General features: G+C 61.4%; 12 protein-coding genes, 1 tRNA gene and 1 pseudogene. 10 read left to right on the plus strand and 4 right to left on the minus strand.

Annotated elements, in window-relative coordinates; all coding sequences use genetic code 11:
• The first annotated feature begins 18 nt into the window (after window positions 1-18).
• Window positions 19-534 (plus strand): metallophosphoesterase, encoded by a 516-nt coding sequence (locus EOD29_RS13125; RefSeq protein WP_067329925.1) that lies wholly within the window; start codon window positions 19-21, stop codon window positions 532-534.
• A gap of 44 nt (window positions 535-578) precedes the next feature.
• Window positions 579-800: a hypothetical protein gene (locus tag EOD29_RS13130; RefSeq protein WP_127246919.1), complete on the plus strand. Its 222-nt coding sequence runs from the start codon at window positions 579-581 to the stop codon at window positions 798-800.
• 10 nt (window positions 801-810) lie between these two features.
• Here the strand turns inward: EOD29_RS13130 and EOD29_RS13135 are convergent, their stop codons facing one another.
• The gene (locus EOD29_RS13135) at window positions 811-1,704 is read right to left on the minus strand and encodes a lipid kinase (protein ID WP_067329930.1); all 894 of its coding nucleotides are present in this window, start codon (window positions 1,702-1,704) and stop codon (window positions 811-813) included.
• Between the two features lie 266 nt (window positions 1,705-1,970).
• Window positions 1,971-2,339, minus strand: a complete 369-nt coding sequence (locus tag EOD29_RS13140) for a hypothetical protein (protein ID WP_127246920.1) — start codon at window positions 2,337-2,339, stop codon at window positions 1,971-1,973.
• A 155-nt stretch (window positions 2,340-2,494) separates the two neighbouring features.
• Here EOD29_RS13140 and EOD29_RS13145 point away from each other — a divergent pair, with 155 nt between their 5' ends.
• The 6 genes and pseudogenes from EOD29_RS13145 to EOD29_RS37155 form a co-directional block, all read left to right on the plus strand.
• Window positions 2,495-2,740, plus strand: coding sequence for a hypothetical protein (locus EOD29_RS13145; protein ID WP_095824759.1), 246 nt, complete (start codon window positions 2,495-2,497; stop codon window positions 2,738-2,740).
• Window positions 2,741-3,124: 384 nt separating this feature from the next.
• The gene (locus EOD29_RS13150) at window positions 3,125-5,080 is read left to right on the plus strand and encodes an HWE histidine kinase domain-containing protein (protein ID WP_245475330.1); all 1,956 of its coding nucleotides are present in this window, start codon (window positions 3,125-3,127) and stop codon (window positions 5,078-5,080) included.
• 174 nt (window positions 5,081-5,254) lie between these two features.
• The gene (locus EOD29_RS13155) at window positions 5,255-6,724 is read left to right on the plus strand and encodes a winged helix-turn-helix domain-containing tetratricopeptide repeat protein (protein WP_245475331.1); all 1,470 of its coding nucleotides are present in this window, start codon (window positions 5,255-5,257) and stop codon (window positions 6,722-6,724) included.
• A gap of 100 nt (window positions 6,725-6,824) precedes the next feature.
• Entirely contained in the window at window positions 6,825-7,070 is a 246-nt protein-coding gene (locus EOD29_RS13160; protein WP_067000612.1) for a hypothetical protein, read from the plus strand.
• A gap of 507 nt (window positions 7,071-7,577) precedes the next feature.
• Window positions 7,578-7,967 (plus strand): hypothetical protein, encoded by a 390-nt coding sequence (locus EOD29_RS13165; protein ID WP_127246923.1) that lies wholly within the window; start codon window positions 7,578-7,580, stop codon window positions 7,965-7,967.
• A gap of 569 nt (window positions 7,968-8,536) precedes the next feature.
• Window positions 8,537-8,656: pseudogene (locus tag EOD29_RS37155) on the plus strand (PilZ domain-containing protein); the annotation flags it as partial.
• A 690-nt stretch (window positions 8,657-9,346) separates the two neighbouring features.
• Here the strand turns inward: EOD29_RS37155 and EOD29_RS13175 are convergent.
• Window positions 9,347-9,420, minus strand: a tRNA-Gln gene (locus tag EOD29_RS13175).
• A gap of 143 nt (window positions 9,421-9,563) precedes the next feature.
• Window positions 9,564-10,496 carry a YbhN family protein gene (locus EOD29_RS13180; RefSeq protein ID WP_095824756.1) on the minus strand — a complete coding sequence of 311 codons (933 nt, stop codon included), beginning with the start codon at window positions 10,494-10,496 and terminating at the stop codon, window positions 9,564-9,566.
• A gap of 248 nt (window positions 10,497-10,744) precedes the next feature.
• Here EOD29_RS13180 and EOD29_RS13185 point away from each other — a divergent pair, with 248 nt between their 5' ends.
• Window positions 10,745-12,079 carry a Ppx/GppA phosphatase family protein gene (locus EOD29_RS13185; RefSeq protein ID WP_067329955.1) on the plus strand — a complete coding sequence of 445 codons (1,335 nt, stop codon included), beginning with the start codon at window positions 10,745-10,747 and terminating at the stop codon, window positions 12,077-12,079.
• Window positions 12,076-12,771 carry an RlmE family RNA methyltransferase gene (locus tag EOD29_RS13190; RefSeq protein WP_067329957.1) on the plus strand — a complete coding sequence of 232 codons (696 nt, stop codon included), beginning with the start codon at window positions 12,076-12,078 and terminating at the stop codon, window positions 12,769-12,771. The genes EOD29_RS13185 and EOD29_RS13190 overlap by 4 nt, the downstream gene beginning before the upstream one ends.
• The last annotated feature ends 28 nt before the right edge of the window (window positions 12,772-12,799 follow it).

Below are 12,799 nucleotides of genomic sequence, written 5' to 3' on the forward strand. Positions count from 1 at the left end.
CATTGCCGGCATGCCCTGATGCTATTTTTTACGAGCGACACGCATTTCAATGATGCCCGCATCCTACGGATTGACCGGCGGCCTTTCGCATCGCTTGCCGAACATGACGAAGCGCTGATCTCTTTCTGGAACGAGACCGTCACGCCTGACGACGAGGTCTGGCATCTTGGCGACTTCGCGCGCCACGGCAAAGCAGGCGGGGAGGCACTTCTGTCGCGCCTCAATGGGCGCAAGAACCTGATCATCGGCAACAATGACCCGGACGAAACGACCGCCGCCGACGGATGGGCCAGTATTCAGCATTACGCGGAACTCAGGTTCAATGGGGTGCTTCTCATCCTGTGCCACTATCCGTTCCGCACCTGGAATCAGATGGGCAAGAAGTCGATCAATTTGCACGGTCACTCGCATGGGAAGCTTAAGCCGCTTCCACGCCAGTACGACGTTGGCGTAGATGCTTGGAACTTTCGGCCGGTCCCGCTTCCAGCATTGATCCAAAAAGGCGGTGCCCGGGCGCAAGCTTCGCTAGCTTAAAGTAGGTCAGCCGGCCAGCGAGAGCATCAGGGGCGGCCGTTCTTTTGGACCGCGCTAACCGAACACCCGAGTCCTTCATCGACGGCGAGATGATCACGCGGGATCCCGACGGACGGCCGAACTTCCATGCCATCCATTCGCGCATGACCTGGAACGCCCAGGCTCGCCTTCGTCGCTTTCGACCTTCTCTCCTCAACGGCGAGCACATTCGTGCTCTGCCGCTGATCGAGCGCAAGGCGAGGCACTGGAAACTGATCAAACCGTAAGACGGGGCGCTCACACGGCGCGATCCGGCGCGAAGACCGAGATCGCCTTTGGGTGAACCTTGAAATGGGCCGGTGTCGACGTGACGATCTCGCCATCGGTGTTGACCGGCATCGCCTTCCGCGTCTCGATGTCGAACTCGACGCACCTGGCCGTGCGCACCTCACGCCATGCGCCATGCGTTCCAGAACGGAAAGAGCGGAGCATCAGCGCCAGCTTCCAGAGGTTCGTCATTTCCAAGCTATAGAGATCGAGATGTCCGTCATCGATCTCGGCCGTTTCTTCCACGACGTTGCCGCCGCCGTAGTGCCGACCGTTTCCAACCGCGATCTGGTAGGTTTCCACCTCGATCGCCGCGCCTTTCTCGGTAATCTTCGCGTGAAACCGCGCGGCCCGGGTCAACACTTTCATCGCCGCCAGCGCATAGCCCAGCCTGCCGAAGCGCTTCTTCAGTGCGGGGTCAAGACCCTGCGCCAGTTCGGTGCTGAGTCCGATACTTGCGACATTGAAAAAGGCATGACCGTTGACCGTCCCGACATCGATCAGTCGGGTTCGGCCTCGCGCGATCACATCGGCGGCCTGCAGGAGATCCATCGGAATGTTGAGCGTACGAGCAAGGTCATTCGCCGTCCCCATAGGAATGATGCCCATCGGCAGGCCGCTTTCCATGATCGCCGTCGCCGCCGAGGACACCGAACCATCGCCACCGCACACGACCACAAGATCGGCCATATGGCGTAAGCGAACGATGTCTCGAGCGATTTCAGGCAACGCCTCGAACATCTCAACGGTGACGGAAAGCCGACCTCGCCCCAGCCGCTCCACAATTGGCGCGAGCATCTCCTGGCCGCGCCGAGCCTTGGGATTGAGGAGCAGCAACGCGCGCCTTTTGGCTGCTTCGCTCATTCAAAGATCGGTCCGACTGATCATGGCTCAACGCAAATAGGGTGGCTGCTTCCGGATTTCGACCGCAAACCGACGCGAAACGTCACACCTGCCCCGCCTATGGCGCGCGGTTTCTAAGCGACGGAGAGCGTAGCGCGCCTGCGGCGTCGGATAATTCGCGGGCAAAAGGTCCACATTGGCTATGGCGAAGCGCTTTCTTGAGAAGGCGGGCTGAAGCGATCCGCTTTTTGCAGTAGGACTCCCGAGGAGCGAGAGAGCCGCCTTGGCTAGTGAAGTTTGTCCTTGGAAGGTTTGGCGGCCGACTCGCTCAAGATTTCTTTAAGCGCTTGCTCCAGCTCCAGCCCGAGCCCGATAATGGGCTCGGGAATCGCAATCACGTCATTCCGGCCCGCCACCACTTGCGTCTCGGCCGAAAGCTCCGAGACTGCTTTACCGGCCGATTTCGATAGCAGTCGCGACAGGTGCTGCCGCTGCAATGCGTGAACCTCTTCCAACAGGCTCAGGAGCCTCAATGCATCCTCGATCGGCAGCCTGCTGGTTCTGAGGCAGGCAATCCGCTCGTGCTGACGTGCGATGCGCCGCTCGCCCTGTCGGACGTGGCGCCGCGCCATGCTGATGTGGTCGTGGAGAAGCATTGCCCACAACGCGAAATCCCCCGCGTCGTTCCGTTGTGGTTTTGAGGCGCAAATCACAAAGGTTAATGCAGCGAGTTTCTTGCCCGCTTACATGCAGCAAGGCCGCAGTCTGCTCAAGCTTGTCGGTGCCGGTCGGATGATGAGAAGGGAATCTGATGAAGGCAATGAAGAGGGAAAATCGTCGCCGCTTGCTGATCCAACTCCGCCAGCAGGAGATGCGCTATCTAGAGCTGATCGACCAGACGCGAGTGATGATTGCCAAGAGCTCCAGACTGGTCGAGCAATCCAGAAAACTCCTGTTGGTTCAGCGCAGCGGCGCATGCAAGACCAAGCCGGCAATTGTCAGTCTGCCGCCATCCCGACGGTATCGCGTTCGCTGTAGCGCAGACCGCTCGGGCTGACCCCGCGCTCGGGCGCGCTTATTATCCATCTAGGGAGGCGTACCGTCTTGCCGGCGAAGGGGTACGTCACCTTTTCGTCCCTCGAATGAAAGGCGACGAGATACGCTGGCCCGCCGAGCCGGAAATGACGGCAAAACCAAGCTCTGGTTCCCGCGTGGCTCCTCTGTCCACCCCTCGGGCGGGACTCTTTGCAACTCAGTGATTTTCGCTTAGCCGCATTGTCTGGCGCCAAGCTGCCTTCGAACTTGGCCATGTTCAGCAGTGTTAATCCAAGCTTGTCGTTCGCCAGCTTGCGGCTAAGCTTGCAGTATTGGGGAAGACAGGGAAACAGATTTGCCTCGTCGATCGGTACGAGCCCATCTGCTTGGACTAATCGCAGCGGCCGTGTTGCCGGTCTGGCTGTTTGCTGCCTATCTGTTCGTTGCCTACGCCCTGCATGAGCAGTCTCGTATCGAGCAGGAGGCGCTTTGGATTGCTCGTCAGGTGTCGCTGGTCGTTGATGGCGAACTCGTCAATCTCAAGACCCTTCTGGAAGGGCTCTCCAAGTCGCCTGCTCTCGCCAATGATGATCTGCAGGCTTTTAGCAACGAGGCGAGCCGCCTCGTCCAGGGTACGGATCAGGTAATCACGCTGCGTGATCTCGGTGGCCGCGCCTTGGCAAGCACTCAATCCGCCAAGGGCTCCGAGCCTTCGGCCGAACCGCTGACGCCCGAGGAGCGCGAGCACCTGGATCTTGCTGGCGTGCTGGTCAGCAACGTGTTCGCCGCGCCGCGATCGAACGCATACCGGATCGCGGTCACCAGACAAGTGTCGGGCTCGAAAGGCCAGTCGTTGCTGCTTTCGATGTCGGTCCCGACGGAACGCATTCGCCTTGCTATGCTGCCCGCGGTCCCAGCGGGGTGGACGGTCGCTGTCGGTGATCGTGAGGGCAACTACGTTGCAAGGTCCAAGTTGCATGGTGAGGTGACCGGCAAGCCCGGTTTGCCGGAATATTTAGCAAAGGTCGTCGGCCGCTCCGGTACGTTCCGATCTCGCAATTTCGAAGGCACCACGCTGCTGGCCGGGTACTATCGATCGCCCTATTCGGACTGGTTCTACACCGCCAATGTTCCGCTTTCTGATGTTCAGGCACCTCTCTGGTGGTCTCTCGCACAGATTGGCGCAACAGGCCTAACTGCGCTGCTTTTTTCGCTCACTCTGGGCTACGTGGTCGGTAAAACCTTCACCAAGGCGACAGTCGACCTCGCCGCGCGCGCCGATGCGCTCGGCAAAGGGAGCGAGGTCAAACCTATGTCGACGTCTGTCGCCGAGTTCGACACGATTGCCCAAGCCATGATCAAAGCCGGCCGTGCAATCGCGGAACGCACGCGCGAGTTGGAAACCGTTCTGGATACGGCGCCGGTGGCGGTCTGGTTCACCTATGATCCGCAAGCGCGACAGGTGATCCGCAACCGGTTCGCGGCGGAACTGATGGGCCTATCGACGGAGTCCCGGAGATCCTTTGGGACGCCCGACTTGGTGATCGAAACGCTGGCGTACAAGGACGGCCAGACCATCAGCCGGGAAGACCGTCCGCTGAGCAGAGCCATGCGCGGCGAGGAAACGGACAGTGAGGAATTCGCCTATACGCTGCCATCCGGGGTGCAACGCTACCTGCTTTCCAGCGCGCGGCCCGTCCGCGATGCGGCAGGCGCGGTAATAGGCGCTGTCCAGATCAGTCTGGACATCTCCGAGCGCAAACGGAGTGAGGAGCAGCGCCAACTGTTGGTCAATGAACTAAACCACCGGGTCAAGAACACGCTGGCCGTAGTTCAGGGAATCGCGAGCCAGACCATGCGCAGCGCAACCAGCCTCGCGCTCGCAAAGGAGGCGCTTTCGGCCCGGCTGGTTTCGCTGGCACAAGCGCATGATATCCTCACCCGGGAGAATTGGAGCGGTGCCGATCTCAGCACGCTCATTGCCGCCTCGATCGACCCGCATGCCTCTCTCGATCGGTTCGATCTCACAGGCGAGCCGGTTTGGTTGCCCTCGAACGTGGCGCTTTCCTTCGCGCTGGCCATTCATGAACTTACCACGAACGCCATCAAGTATGGGGCGCTCTCCAATCCTACCGGATCGGTCTCGATCTCGTGGCGGTTGGAATACGCAGATAGGGGCCGAATTCTGGTCCTCGAATGGTGCGAGGAAGGCGGCCCGCCGGTCGTGCCTGGCAAACACGGCTTTGGTACGCAACTCCTGCAGCGAGTGTTCGACAGCGAAAGAACGGGCGGGGTTGAGCTGGTCTACGATCGCTCCGGGCTGCGTTGCATTTTTAAGGTGGGATTGGACCGCAGCAAGTAGCATAAGTGCCGACGCAAACACCAGACGGCGACGAGACCCGCGACGTCTTTCAGCACTACCACCTAGGAAGAATGGAGAGTTTGGCCCGGGAATTTAGGGGGTTGCCTGTTCCGACAACTTCCAAACGTCTAATATGCCCAAATGCAGCGGTGTCGCATCGCCTTCGGTCCGTTCGTGCTCGATCCCGACATGGGGACGCTTCTTAAAGACCAGATCCCGATCACTGTTGGGCATCGTGGGCTGACGCTGCTTGCTGCGCTTACCGCACGGCCCGGTGAGATCCTGACGAAGGCCGAGCTGATGGACGCTGCCTGGCCGGGCACCGCCGTTGAGGAAGGCAACCTTACCGTCCAAATCGCGACGCTGAGAAAGGCACTCGGTCCGGCTGATAACGGCGGTGAGTGGATCGCCACAGTGCCTCGCCTCGGGTACCGCTTCACGGGGACTGTCGAGCCGGTGGCGAGCGCGTCCTACGGAGCGATCCCACCGCCCGGCAAGCCGTTGATCGCGGTGCTGCCCTTTGTCAACTCGGGCGGCGATCCGGACCAGCAGTATCTCAGCGACGGCATAACCGAGGACATAATTACGGAGCTGGCCAGGTTCCGCTCCCTGCTCGTCATCGCACGCAATTCATCGTTTCAGTTCCGTCACCCCGCATTGGACACTGCCGAAGCCCACCGCAAGCTCGGAGTTCGCTACCTCGTCGCAGGCAGCATACGAAAGCTCGGTGATTGCATTCGGATCACCACACAATTGATTGATGCCGCCACCGGCACCCACCTTTGGGCCCAACGGTACGACCGGGCCCTCAACGACATCTTCGCATTGCAAGACGAGGTTGCGGCTCTTATCGCCTCGATGGTCGAAGGCCAAGCCGAGGCCGATTCTGCGAGCCGCAGCAGACGCAAGGGTCCGACCGATTGGGACGCATACGACTACTACCTGCAGGGGCGCGCGCACTTCTACCGATATGAACTGGACAAGGCCGAGCCCCTCTTCGCGCAGTGTATCAAGCTCGATTCGGCATTCGCTCAAGGTCACGCCTTCCTGGCGCAGGCCCTCGTCGGCAGATTTTGGTACGACAACGATCTGCGGACGCTACAGAAGGCCTGGGACGCCGCTCGAACGGCGCTCGCTCTCGACAGGAGCGATGGCGTCTGTCATCAGAGCATGGGGCTGGTGCTCACCCACATGCGCCAACACAGCGATGCGGGAGTGCATTTCGAGCGAGCGCGCTCGTTGAACCCGCTGGACGTGAACATAGCGGGGGATTACGCAAGCTGGCTCAACTACGGCGGACGGGCCGAGACGGCGCTCGACGTGCTCGAAACAGCGCTCCTGCGCGACCCGGTACCACCGATGTGGTTCTGGGAGGTGAAGGGTAGCTCCCTGTTCCTGCTTGGAAGGTACTCCGAAGCCGTCGCTTCGTATCAGAAGGCTGGCGACCAATTCTTCGTCCATGCTTTCCTCGCAGCGTCTTACGCACATTTGGGCGAGACGGAGAAGGCGCGCGCTGAAGTCGAGGAGGCACTGACCAGGAAACACGACCTGACTCTCCGGCTGATTTCAAATCTCCCGTTCGCCGACCATGTCGCGCTCGGGCTTTTCACATCAGGCTTCAGAAAGGCGGGTTTTCCCGCCTGAACGCACCCGAGGGAAGGCTACGTTCACACTCGGAGGGGTGGATGCTTTCCCATCTCTCAAATTTGAATGCGGGTGCAGCTCGTGCGGCCCACAATAATGCATGCCGAACTATCTGTTCGAAGTCTTCCGAAATGGGCAAAGCCTCGGCGATGCTTGGGTCGACCTCGGCAATCTCACCGACCTGCGACGAGAAGCGCTGAAGGCGCTTCACGATATCGCTGCAGACGAAATCGCCTCAAGCGACTTGGATGAGACTGTGACCGTTGCCGTTCATGACGAAGCCGGCAGGCCGGTATATTCCGCAAGTCTCACCGTCTCGCAGCCGTTGCCCGCCTTCAACGGCTAGGAGTCGTCCGCTCATCCTCCAGCGGCAGGAACGCGCCCGGTCGCAGCGAAGCCGGAACTGGTAGTTTGATGAGTGTGGGGGAAAGACGGCAGCGGAAGAGAGCCTTTCCTGCTGCTGATCCACCGGCCGCTCGCCGCCCTGCGCACGCGAGTGGCGTTCCTCTGCAGCATATTGGCTTGGAAGACCGACCAGCCGGTTGAGCCTGAAGCCGCACATTATTCACCGTGGTGATGAGTGTTTCTGCGTTTTCCAAATTGGCCGCGTACAACCTTTTTGGGCGATGGTTCGTTCAGAACGCCTCTGCTCTCAACGCCACCAGCGAAGCAGGGCTGCGTGCCTGACGACCGATGGAGCAGACATCGATGCCTGTCGGGAACGCGCGATCGGGCCCACGCTGCAGCGGACCTCGATTGCGGGCTGGAGGCAGAAGGCACTGCTTGCCCAGGGAAGTTGAATAGGGAGTTGGTCGGCTCCCCTAAGAGTTGCCTTTCGACCAAGGAGCGATCGATGAAGTCGGCTTTCCGGTACCTGATGTTCGCCATGGCCTTGCTGTCGCCAGGGGGAATGAATGCAGTCCAGGCAGCGGACGCTCAAATGCCACTCGTTGTTGCGAGGCCCCGGGAACCCTCCATCACCACGAGCACGTCCGAGACGACCGGCATGTCCCGGGTCAACGGCCAGAGCGGTACGGTGCTCCATGTGAATGCGACGAAGCCTGGATTGCATGCCGTGTTGCTGCGGCTTGAGCCGCACAAACACGTCATGCCGCTGTCGCACCTCGATTCCCGCTTCGCGACGATCCTGTCTGGAACCTTCTACGTTGCGTTTGACGACACATACGACGCAACCAAGCTCAAGGCCCTTCCGCCTGGTGGCATCTACGCTGAGCCGGCCTAGGCAGCCGTTCGGTTGCCGAATGGTGTGAGTAAGAAAACCTGAAGGGTTGAGGCGACCTACACGCGTCATTGGTTCGCCTGAGGCATTATTTCATGATTGCACTCGTTCGCATTGCCCTCAGCCGGCCCTACACCTTCATCGTGTTGGCGCTGCTGATCCTGATCATCGGCCGCTCGTGGCCCTGCGCTCGGTGTGCCCCCACACCCAGCGGCGGGCTAAGGTGACCGGCGCCTTTTCTCGTGGGGGAGAATTGCCTGAGAGCCCGGCGCCGGCCTAGCGACTAGTGGTCCGCCGCATATGCAAGATAGCTAATTTCTACCTCAAAAGGACATCGTGTGATCGCGTAACCTCTTTGGCAATCGCCCTGGCGATCAGGAATAATCCTCACCGGTGCGGCGACCCCAATTTGCGAGGATCGCCATGACAATGAAATTTCCCTTCACGGAAGACACACTCGGCAAAAGCTGGAGGCCGGGACGGGTCTTTCTGTCTATTGCCTCACTTGCCGGCGGTCGGCGGTATTGGACGTTGCCGCACTGGTGAAACGGCTCGGGCCAGACCATAAATGCCTGCTTTGCGTACCAGTTGATGGGATCGCCTACAGGACTGTTGTTCGATGGCGCAAGAGTGATCGCGTAGGCGTTGAATTCAAGGGCACCGAGCCAAAGCCGAAGTTCCATTACGGTTGAATGCCGGCCGGCCTTCCTGTCTCTAGTGGCAGAAATGTCACGCAATCTGAATATGCAGCGCTTCAACTAGGGCGCGCTTATGATCCCTCTTACCGAGGCGTACCGTCTTGGCTGCGAGGGATGCGGGGACCACTGGAGCGCTCGCTGCGGCAACGCAGCGGGCGCTTCGCATGGGAGCGATGGCGATGTGCACCAGAGCAGGGCTAGCATCCGGCTTCCGGGCTTTCTGTCAGCTCACTCTCCGGCTGGACCGCCAGCGCGCGGTCTCGATGTCGTCGCGGGAAATCCCCATGTCGCTGAGCATGTCGTCCGGTGAGTCGCTCAGATCGTCAGTTGCCTTCAATAGCGCCCTCTGATCGGCTCGGCGACCAAACCAATCGACAACGGGACCAGCTACGACTAGAGGAAGGTTCATAAGCATAGGAAGGTTCACAAGCATCAGGGCACTCCCTTCACCGCTGCACAAGCTAGGCCGATGCGCCAGGAGCGTCTGTGACAGGATTCACAGACCCGTTAGTGCCTGCTAATTCAAGAACGTGCCGAGAACATCACCGCCATTCCGTGTGAGCGGGAATGTTTTGCAATGCACGGAAAACAAGGGCTTAGGTGAGAGCGTGTTGCAAATGTGATGTAACCACGGTCCGGAGACCATGTTTTCATCTAAGGCATTGTTCTGCTTGGATATTTCGTTGGCTGGGGAACCTGGATTCGAACCAGGACTAACGGAGTCAGAGTCCGCTGGTCTACCGTTAACCTATTCCCCAGCAGGCGCGGTCGGTATCGCGCGAAGCGGGCGGCTCAAGCGCCGCGAGCGCTGCCTTGTAGCCGCCATCCGAAAATAGTCAACCCCGCGCCGCAGTTCAACCGCAGCCTTTTTCTCATTCGATCGCGGGCCGCACGGGGACGCTCAGCCTTCGCCGCGGCTGTATTGCGAATGCTCGAAGAACAGCACCACGCCGAGCCCGATCAGCAGCGGGATGATCAGGTAGAACAGGCGGAACACCAGGAGTGCGGCGAGCACGCCGACCGGATCCATGTGCGACAGTCCGGCCAGGAAGACCACCTCGAAGACGCCGAGCGCGCCCGGCGCATGCGACAGCAACCCGACCGAAAAGGATATCATGAAGACGCCGAGCACGACGAAATAGCCGGGATTGCCGGCCGCCGGCAAGGCAAAGTAGATGATGGCCGCCGCCGCGAGCAGCTCGACCGGGCCGATCAGCAATTGCCGCGCCACGATCGGCAGTGCCGGGTAATGCAGCTGGAAGCTGCCGACCTTGAGCGGCCTCAGATGCAGCCAGCTGCAGAACACATAGACCGCAACCAGGATCAGCATGGCGAGGCCGGCGGCTGTTGCCAACTCGTGGTGCGGGGTCGTGGTGAAACGGTCGACGATCTCCGGCTCCAGCACCAGCACGAGACCCCCGACAAGCAGGCTGGAGAGCACGAAGGTGATCCAGCAGATCGCCACCAGCACGCCGACATCCTGGCCGGTCAGCCCCCGGGTGCCATAGGCGCGGTAGCGGATCACCGCGCCAGACAGCACCGAGCCGCCGATATTGTGCGACAGCGCATAGGTGGTGAAGGAGCAGAGCGTGACGAACAGCCACGAAACTTTCTTGCCGATATGGAGCAGCGCAATGTGGTCGTAGCCGGCGAGGGAGGCATAGGCGACGACCGAGCTCAGCGCCGCCAGCACCCAGGCGCGCGGGGGGATGGCGACGATACCGGCCCAAACATCGTCGAGTGAGATGCCGCGCAACTCATGGATGAGCAGCCAGAGCGAGAACACCACGGCCGCTACGCCGATGACCGGCCAGAAATAGCGCGTCCAGTTCATGGCGTCGTCGTCATGCGATTAAGCTCATTGCTATGATGTCGCCCAAACCCGTTCCAAGTCTCATTGAGACATGCCTGATTGAAGCCGGCTATTCAACCGGCATGAGATGGCCCCTGCGTGACGGCGCCAAAAATCGGGCCATGCGCTCTTGGTGATTGCAAAGCGCGCTGCTAGTCTGTTCTCAACTTGAACAAATCGAGGTGCCTGCTGCGTCCTTGCTGGTTCGCGCGGCGCCGAAAGGAATTGAAGTGGAAGACCACGATACCGGCGCGGGCGCGTCGGCAGTGGGCGTGTCCGGGGCATCGCCGGCGGTACCGGCGGGCCCGCCCGCGGGGCGTTTCAGCCGCCATGCGGGCGCGCACGCAAGACATGCCGACAATCAAGGCGAGAACCCGAAAGGCAAAACGCGCAAGCGCCGCAAGCGCAGGCGAGGCCGCAAGGTTTTCGCACGTGATGAGAACGGCGGAATACCCTCGCCGGGGCCCGTCGCCGCTCCCGCCAGCCTTGCGCCTGAACCCGCGCCGATCGTCCCCCAGCCGCGACCGTCGCTTCCAAATGGCGCGCGCCCGTCGCATCAGGAACTGCCGGTATTCGCAGCGCTCGATCTCGGCACCAACAATTGCCGGCTGCTGGTCGCGGTGCCCGCCCGCCACGGCCAGTTCCGCGTCATCGATGCGTTCTCGCGCATTGTCAGGCTGGGCGAGGGGCTTTCGGCCAGCGGGCGGCTCGGCCAGGCGGCCATGGACCGTGCCGTCGAGGCGTTGAAGGTCTGCGGAGACAAGCTGCGCAACCGCAAGATCAGGAAGGCGAGACTGATCGCCACCGAGGCGTGCCGCTCGGCCGAAAACGGCGTCGACTTCCTCGAACGGGTCGAGCGCGAGGCCGGTCTGAAGCTGGAGATCATCGATCGCCAGACCGAGGCCCGGCTGGCCGTCTCTGGCTGCGGCTCGCTGGTCGAGCGCGAAACGCGCGGCGTGGTGCTGTTCGACATTGGCGGCGGCTCGTCCGAGATCGCATTGATCGACCTCACGCGCGGCCAACGCTCGCCGCAGCTTGCCAACCACATCGTCTCCTGGACGTCGCTGCCCGTGGGTGTCGTCTCGCTCGCCGAACGTTTCGGCGGTCGCACGGTGACGCGCGAGACCTTCGCCGCCATGGTCGATGACGTTGCGGTGCGGCTCAAAGCCTTCGACGGGCGCGACCGGCTCGCGCATGTGCTCGCCAGTCCGAATTTCCATCTGCTCGGCACCTCCGGCACGGTGACGACGCTGGCCGGCGTCCATCTCGACCTCGAGCGCTACGATCGCCGCCGCGTCGACGGGCTGTGGATGGACCGTCAGAGCGTCGACCGCATGGTGGAAAAACTGATCGGCTGGGATTTCCAGCAGCGCGTCGCCAATCCCTGCATCGGCGCCGACCGCGCCGACTTGGTGCTTGCCGGCTGCGCCATCCTGGAAGCGATCCGCGGCGTGTGGCCGTCGGAGCGGCTGCGGGTCGCCGACCGCGGCTTGCGCGAAGGCATATTGAGCGAACTGATGGCCGATGACGGCGTCTGGCGTCATGACGGGCGCGGCCGACAATGAGCAGGAAGCCAGAGAAGCCGGGCTCGGCCGGCATGCGCGTGTTGAAGACCCGGATCAAGAAGAAGAGCGGCCTGAAGGAATCCTCGCGCCGCTGGCTCGAGCGGCACATGAACGACCCTTATGTGCAGCGCTCCAAGGCCGATGGGTACCGTTCGCGCGCCGCCTACAAGCTCACCGAGATCGACGACAAGCATCATCTTTTGAGACCCGGCATGAAGGTGATCGACCTCGGCGCCGCGCCCGGCGGCTGGTGCCAGGTGGCGGCGGCCCGCACGAAATCGAGCGCGGAAAACCCGCATGTCGTCGGCATCGACTATCTTGAGATGGACGCGGTGCCGGGCGCTGTCATCCTGCAGTTGGATTTCCTCGATCACGACGCGCCGCAAAAGCTGTCAGAGGCGCTCGGCGGTCAGCCCGATGTCGTGCTGTCGGACATGGCTGCCCCCACCACCGGGCATCGCCGGACCGATCATCTGCGCACCATGCATTTGTGCGAAGTGGCAGCGGATTTCGCCCTGCAGGTTTTGAAGCCCGGCGGCCATTTCCTCGCCAAGACCTTTCAGGGCGGGGCCGAGAACGAGCTGCTCTCGCGGCTCAAGCAGAATTTCCGCTCGGTTCATCATGTGAAGCCGCCGGCCTCGCGCGACGAGTCGGTGGAGCTTTACCTGCTGGCGAAGGAGTTCAAGGGGTAGCGCCTAACCTTCTCCCTTTGTCAGGAGA

It is taken from the genome of Mesorhizobium sp. M1A.T.Ca.IN.004.03.1.1, from assembly GCF_003997555.1.
Taxonomy (GTDB): Bacteria; Pseudomonadota; Alphaproteobacteria; order Rhizobiales; family Rhizobiaceae; genus Mesorhizobium.

What these genes read in the sequence shown, in the direction of transcription:
- EOD29_RS13125 (WP_067329925.1), top strand. Translation starts at nt 19, where the DNA reads ATGCTATTTTTTACGAGCGACACGCATTTCAATGATGCCCGCATCCTA.
- EOD29_RS13135 (WP_067329930.1), bottom strand. Translation starts at nt 1,704, where the DNA reads ATGAGCGAAGCAGCCAAAAGGCGCGCGTTGCTGCTCCTCAATCCCAAG.
- EOD29_RS13140 (WP_127246920.1), bottom strand. Translation starts at nt 2,339, where the DNA reads ATGCTTCTCCACGACCACATCAGCATGGCGCGGCGCCACGTCCGACAG.
- EOD29_RS13145 (WP_095824759.1), top strand. Translation starts at nt 2,495, where the DNA reads ATGAAGGCAATGAAGAGGGAAAATCGTCGCCGCTTGCTGATCCAACTC.
- EOD29_RS13160 (WP_067000612.1), top strand. Translation starts at nt 6,825, where the DNA reads ATGCCGAACTATCTGTTCGAAGTCTTCCGAAATGGGCAAAGCCTCGGC.
- EOD29_RS13165 (WP_127246923.1), top strand. Translation starts at nt 7,578, where the DNA reads ATGAAGTCGGCTTTCCGGTACCTGATGTTCGCCATGGCCTTGCTGTCG.
- EOD29_RS13180 (WP_095824756.1), bottom strand. Translation starts at nt 10,496, where the DNA reads ATGAACTGGACGCGCTATTTCTGGCCGGTCATCGGCGTAGCGGCCGTG.
- EOD29_RS13190 (WP_067329957.1), top strand. Translation starts at nt 12,076, where the DNA reads ATGAGCAGGAAGCCAGAGAAGCCGGGCTCGGCCGGCATGCGCGTGTTG.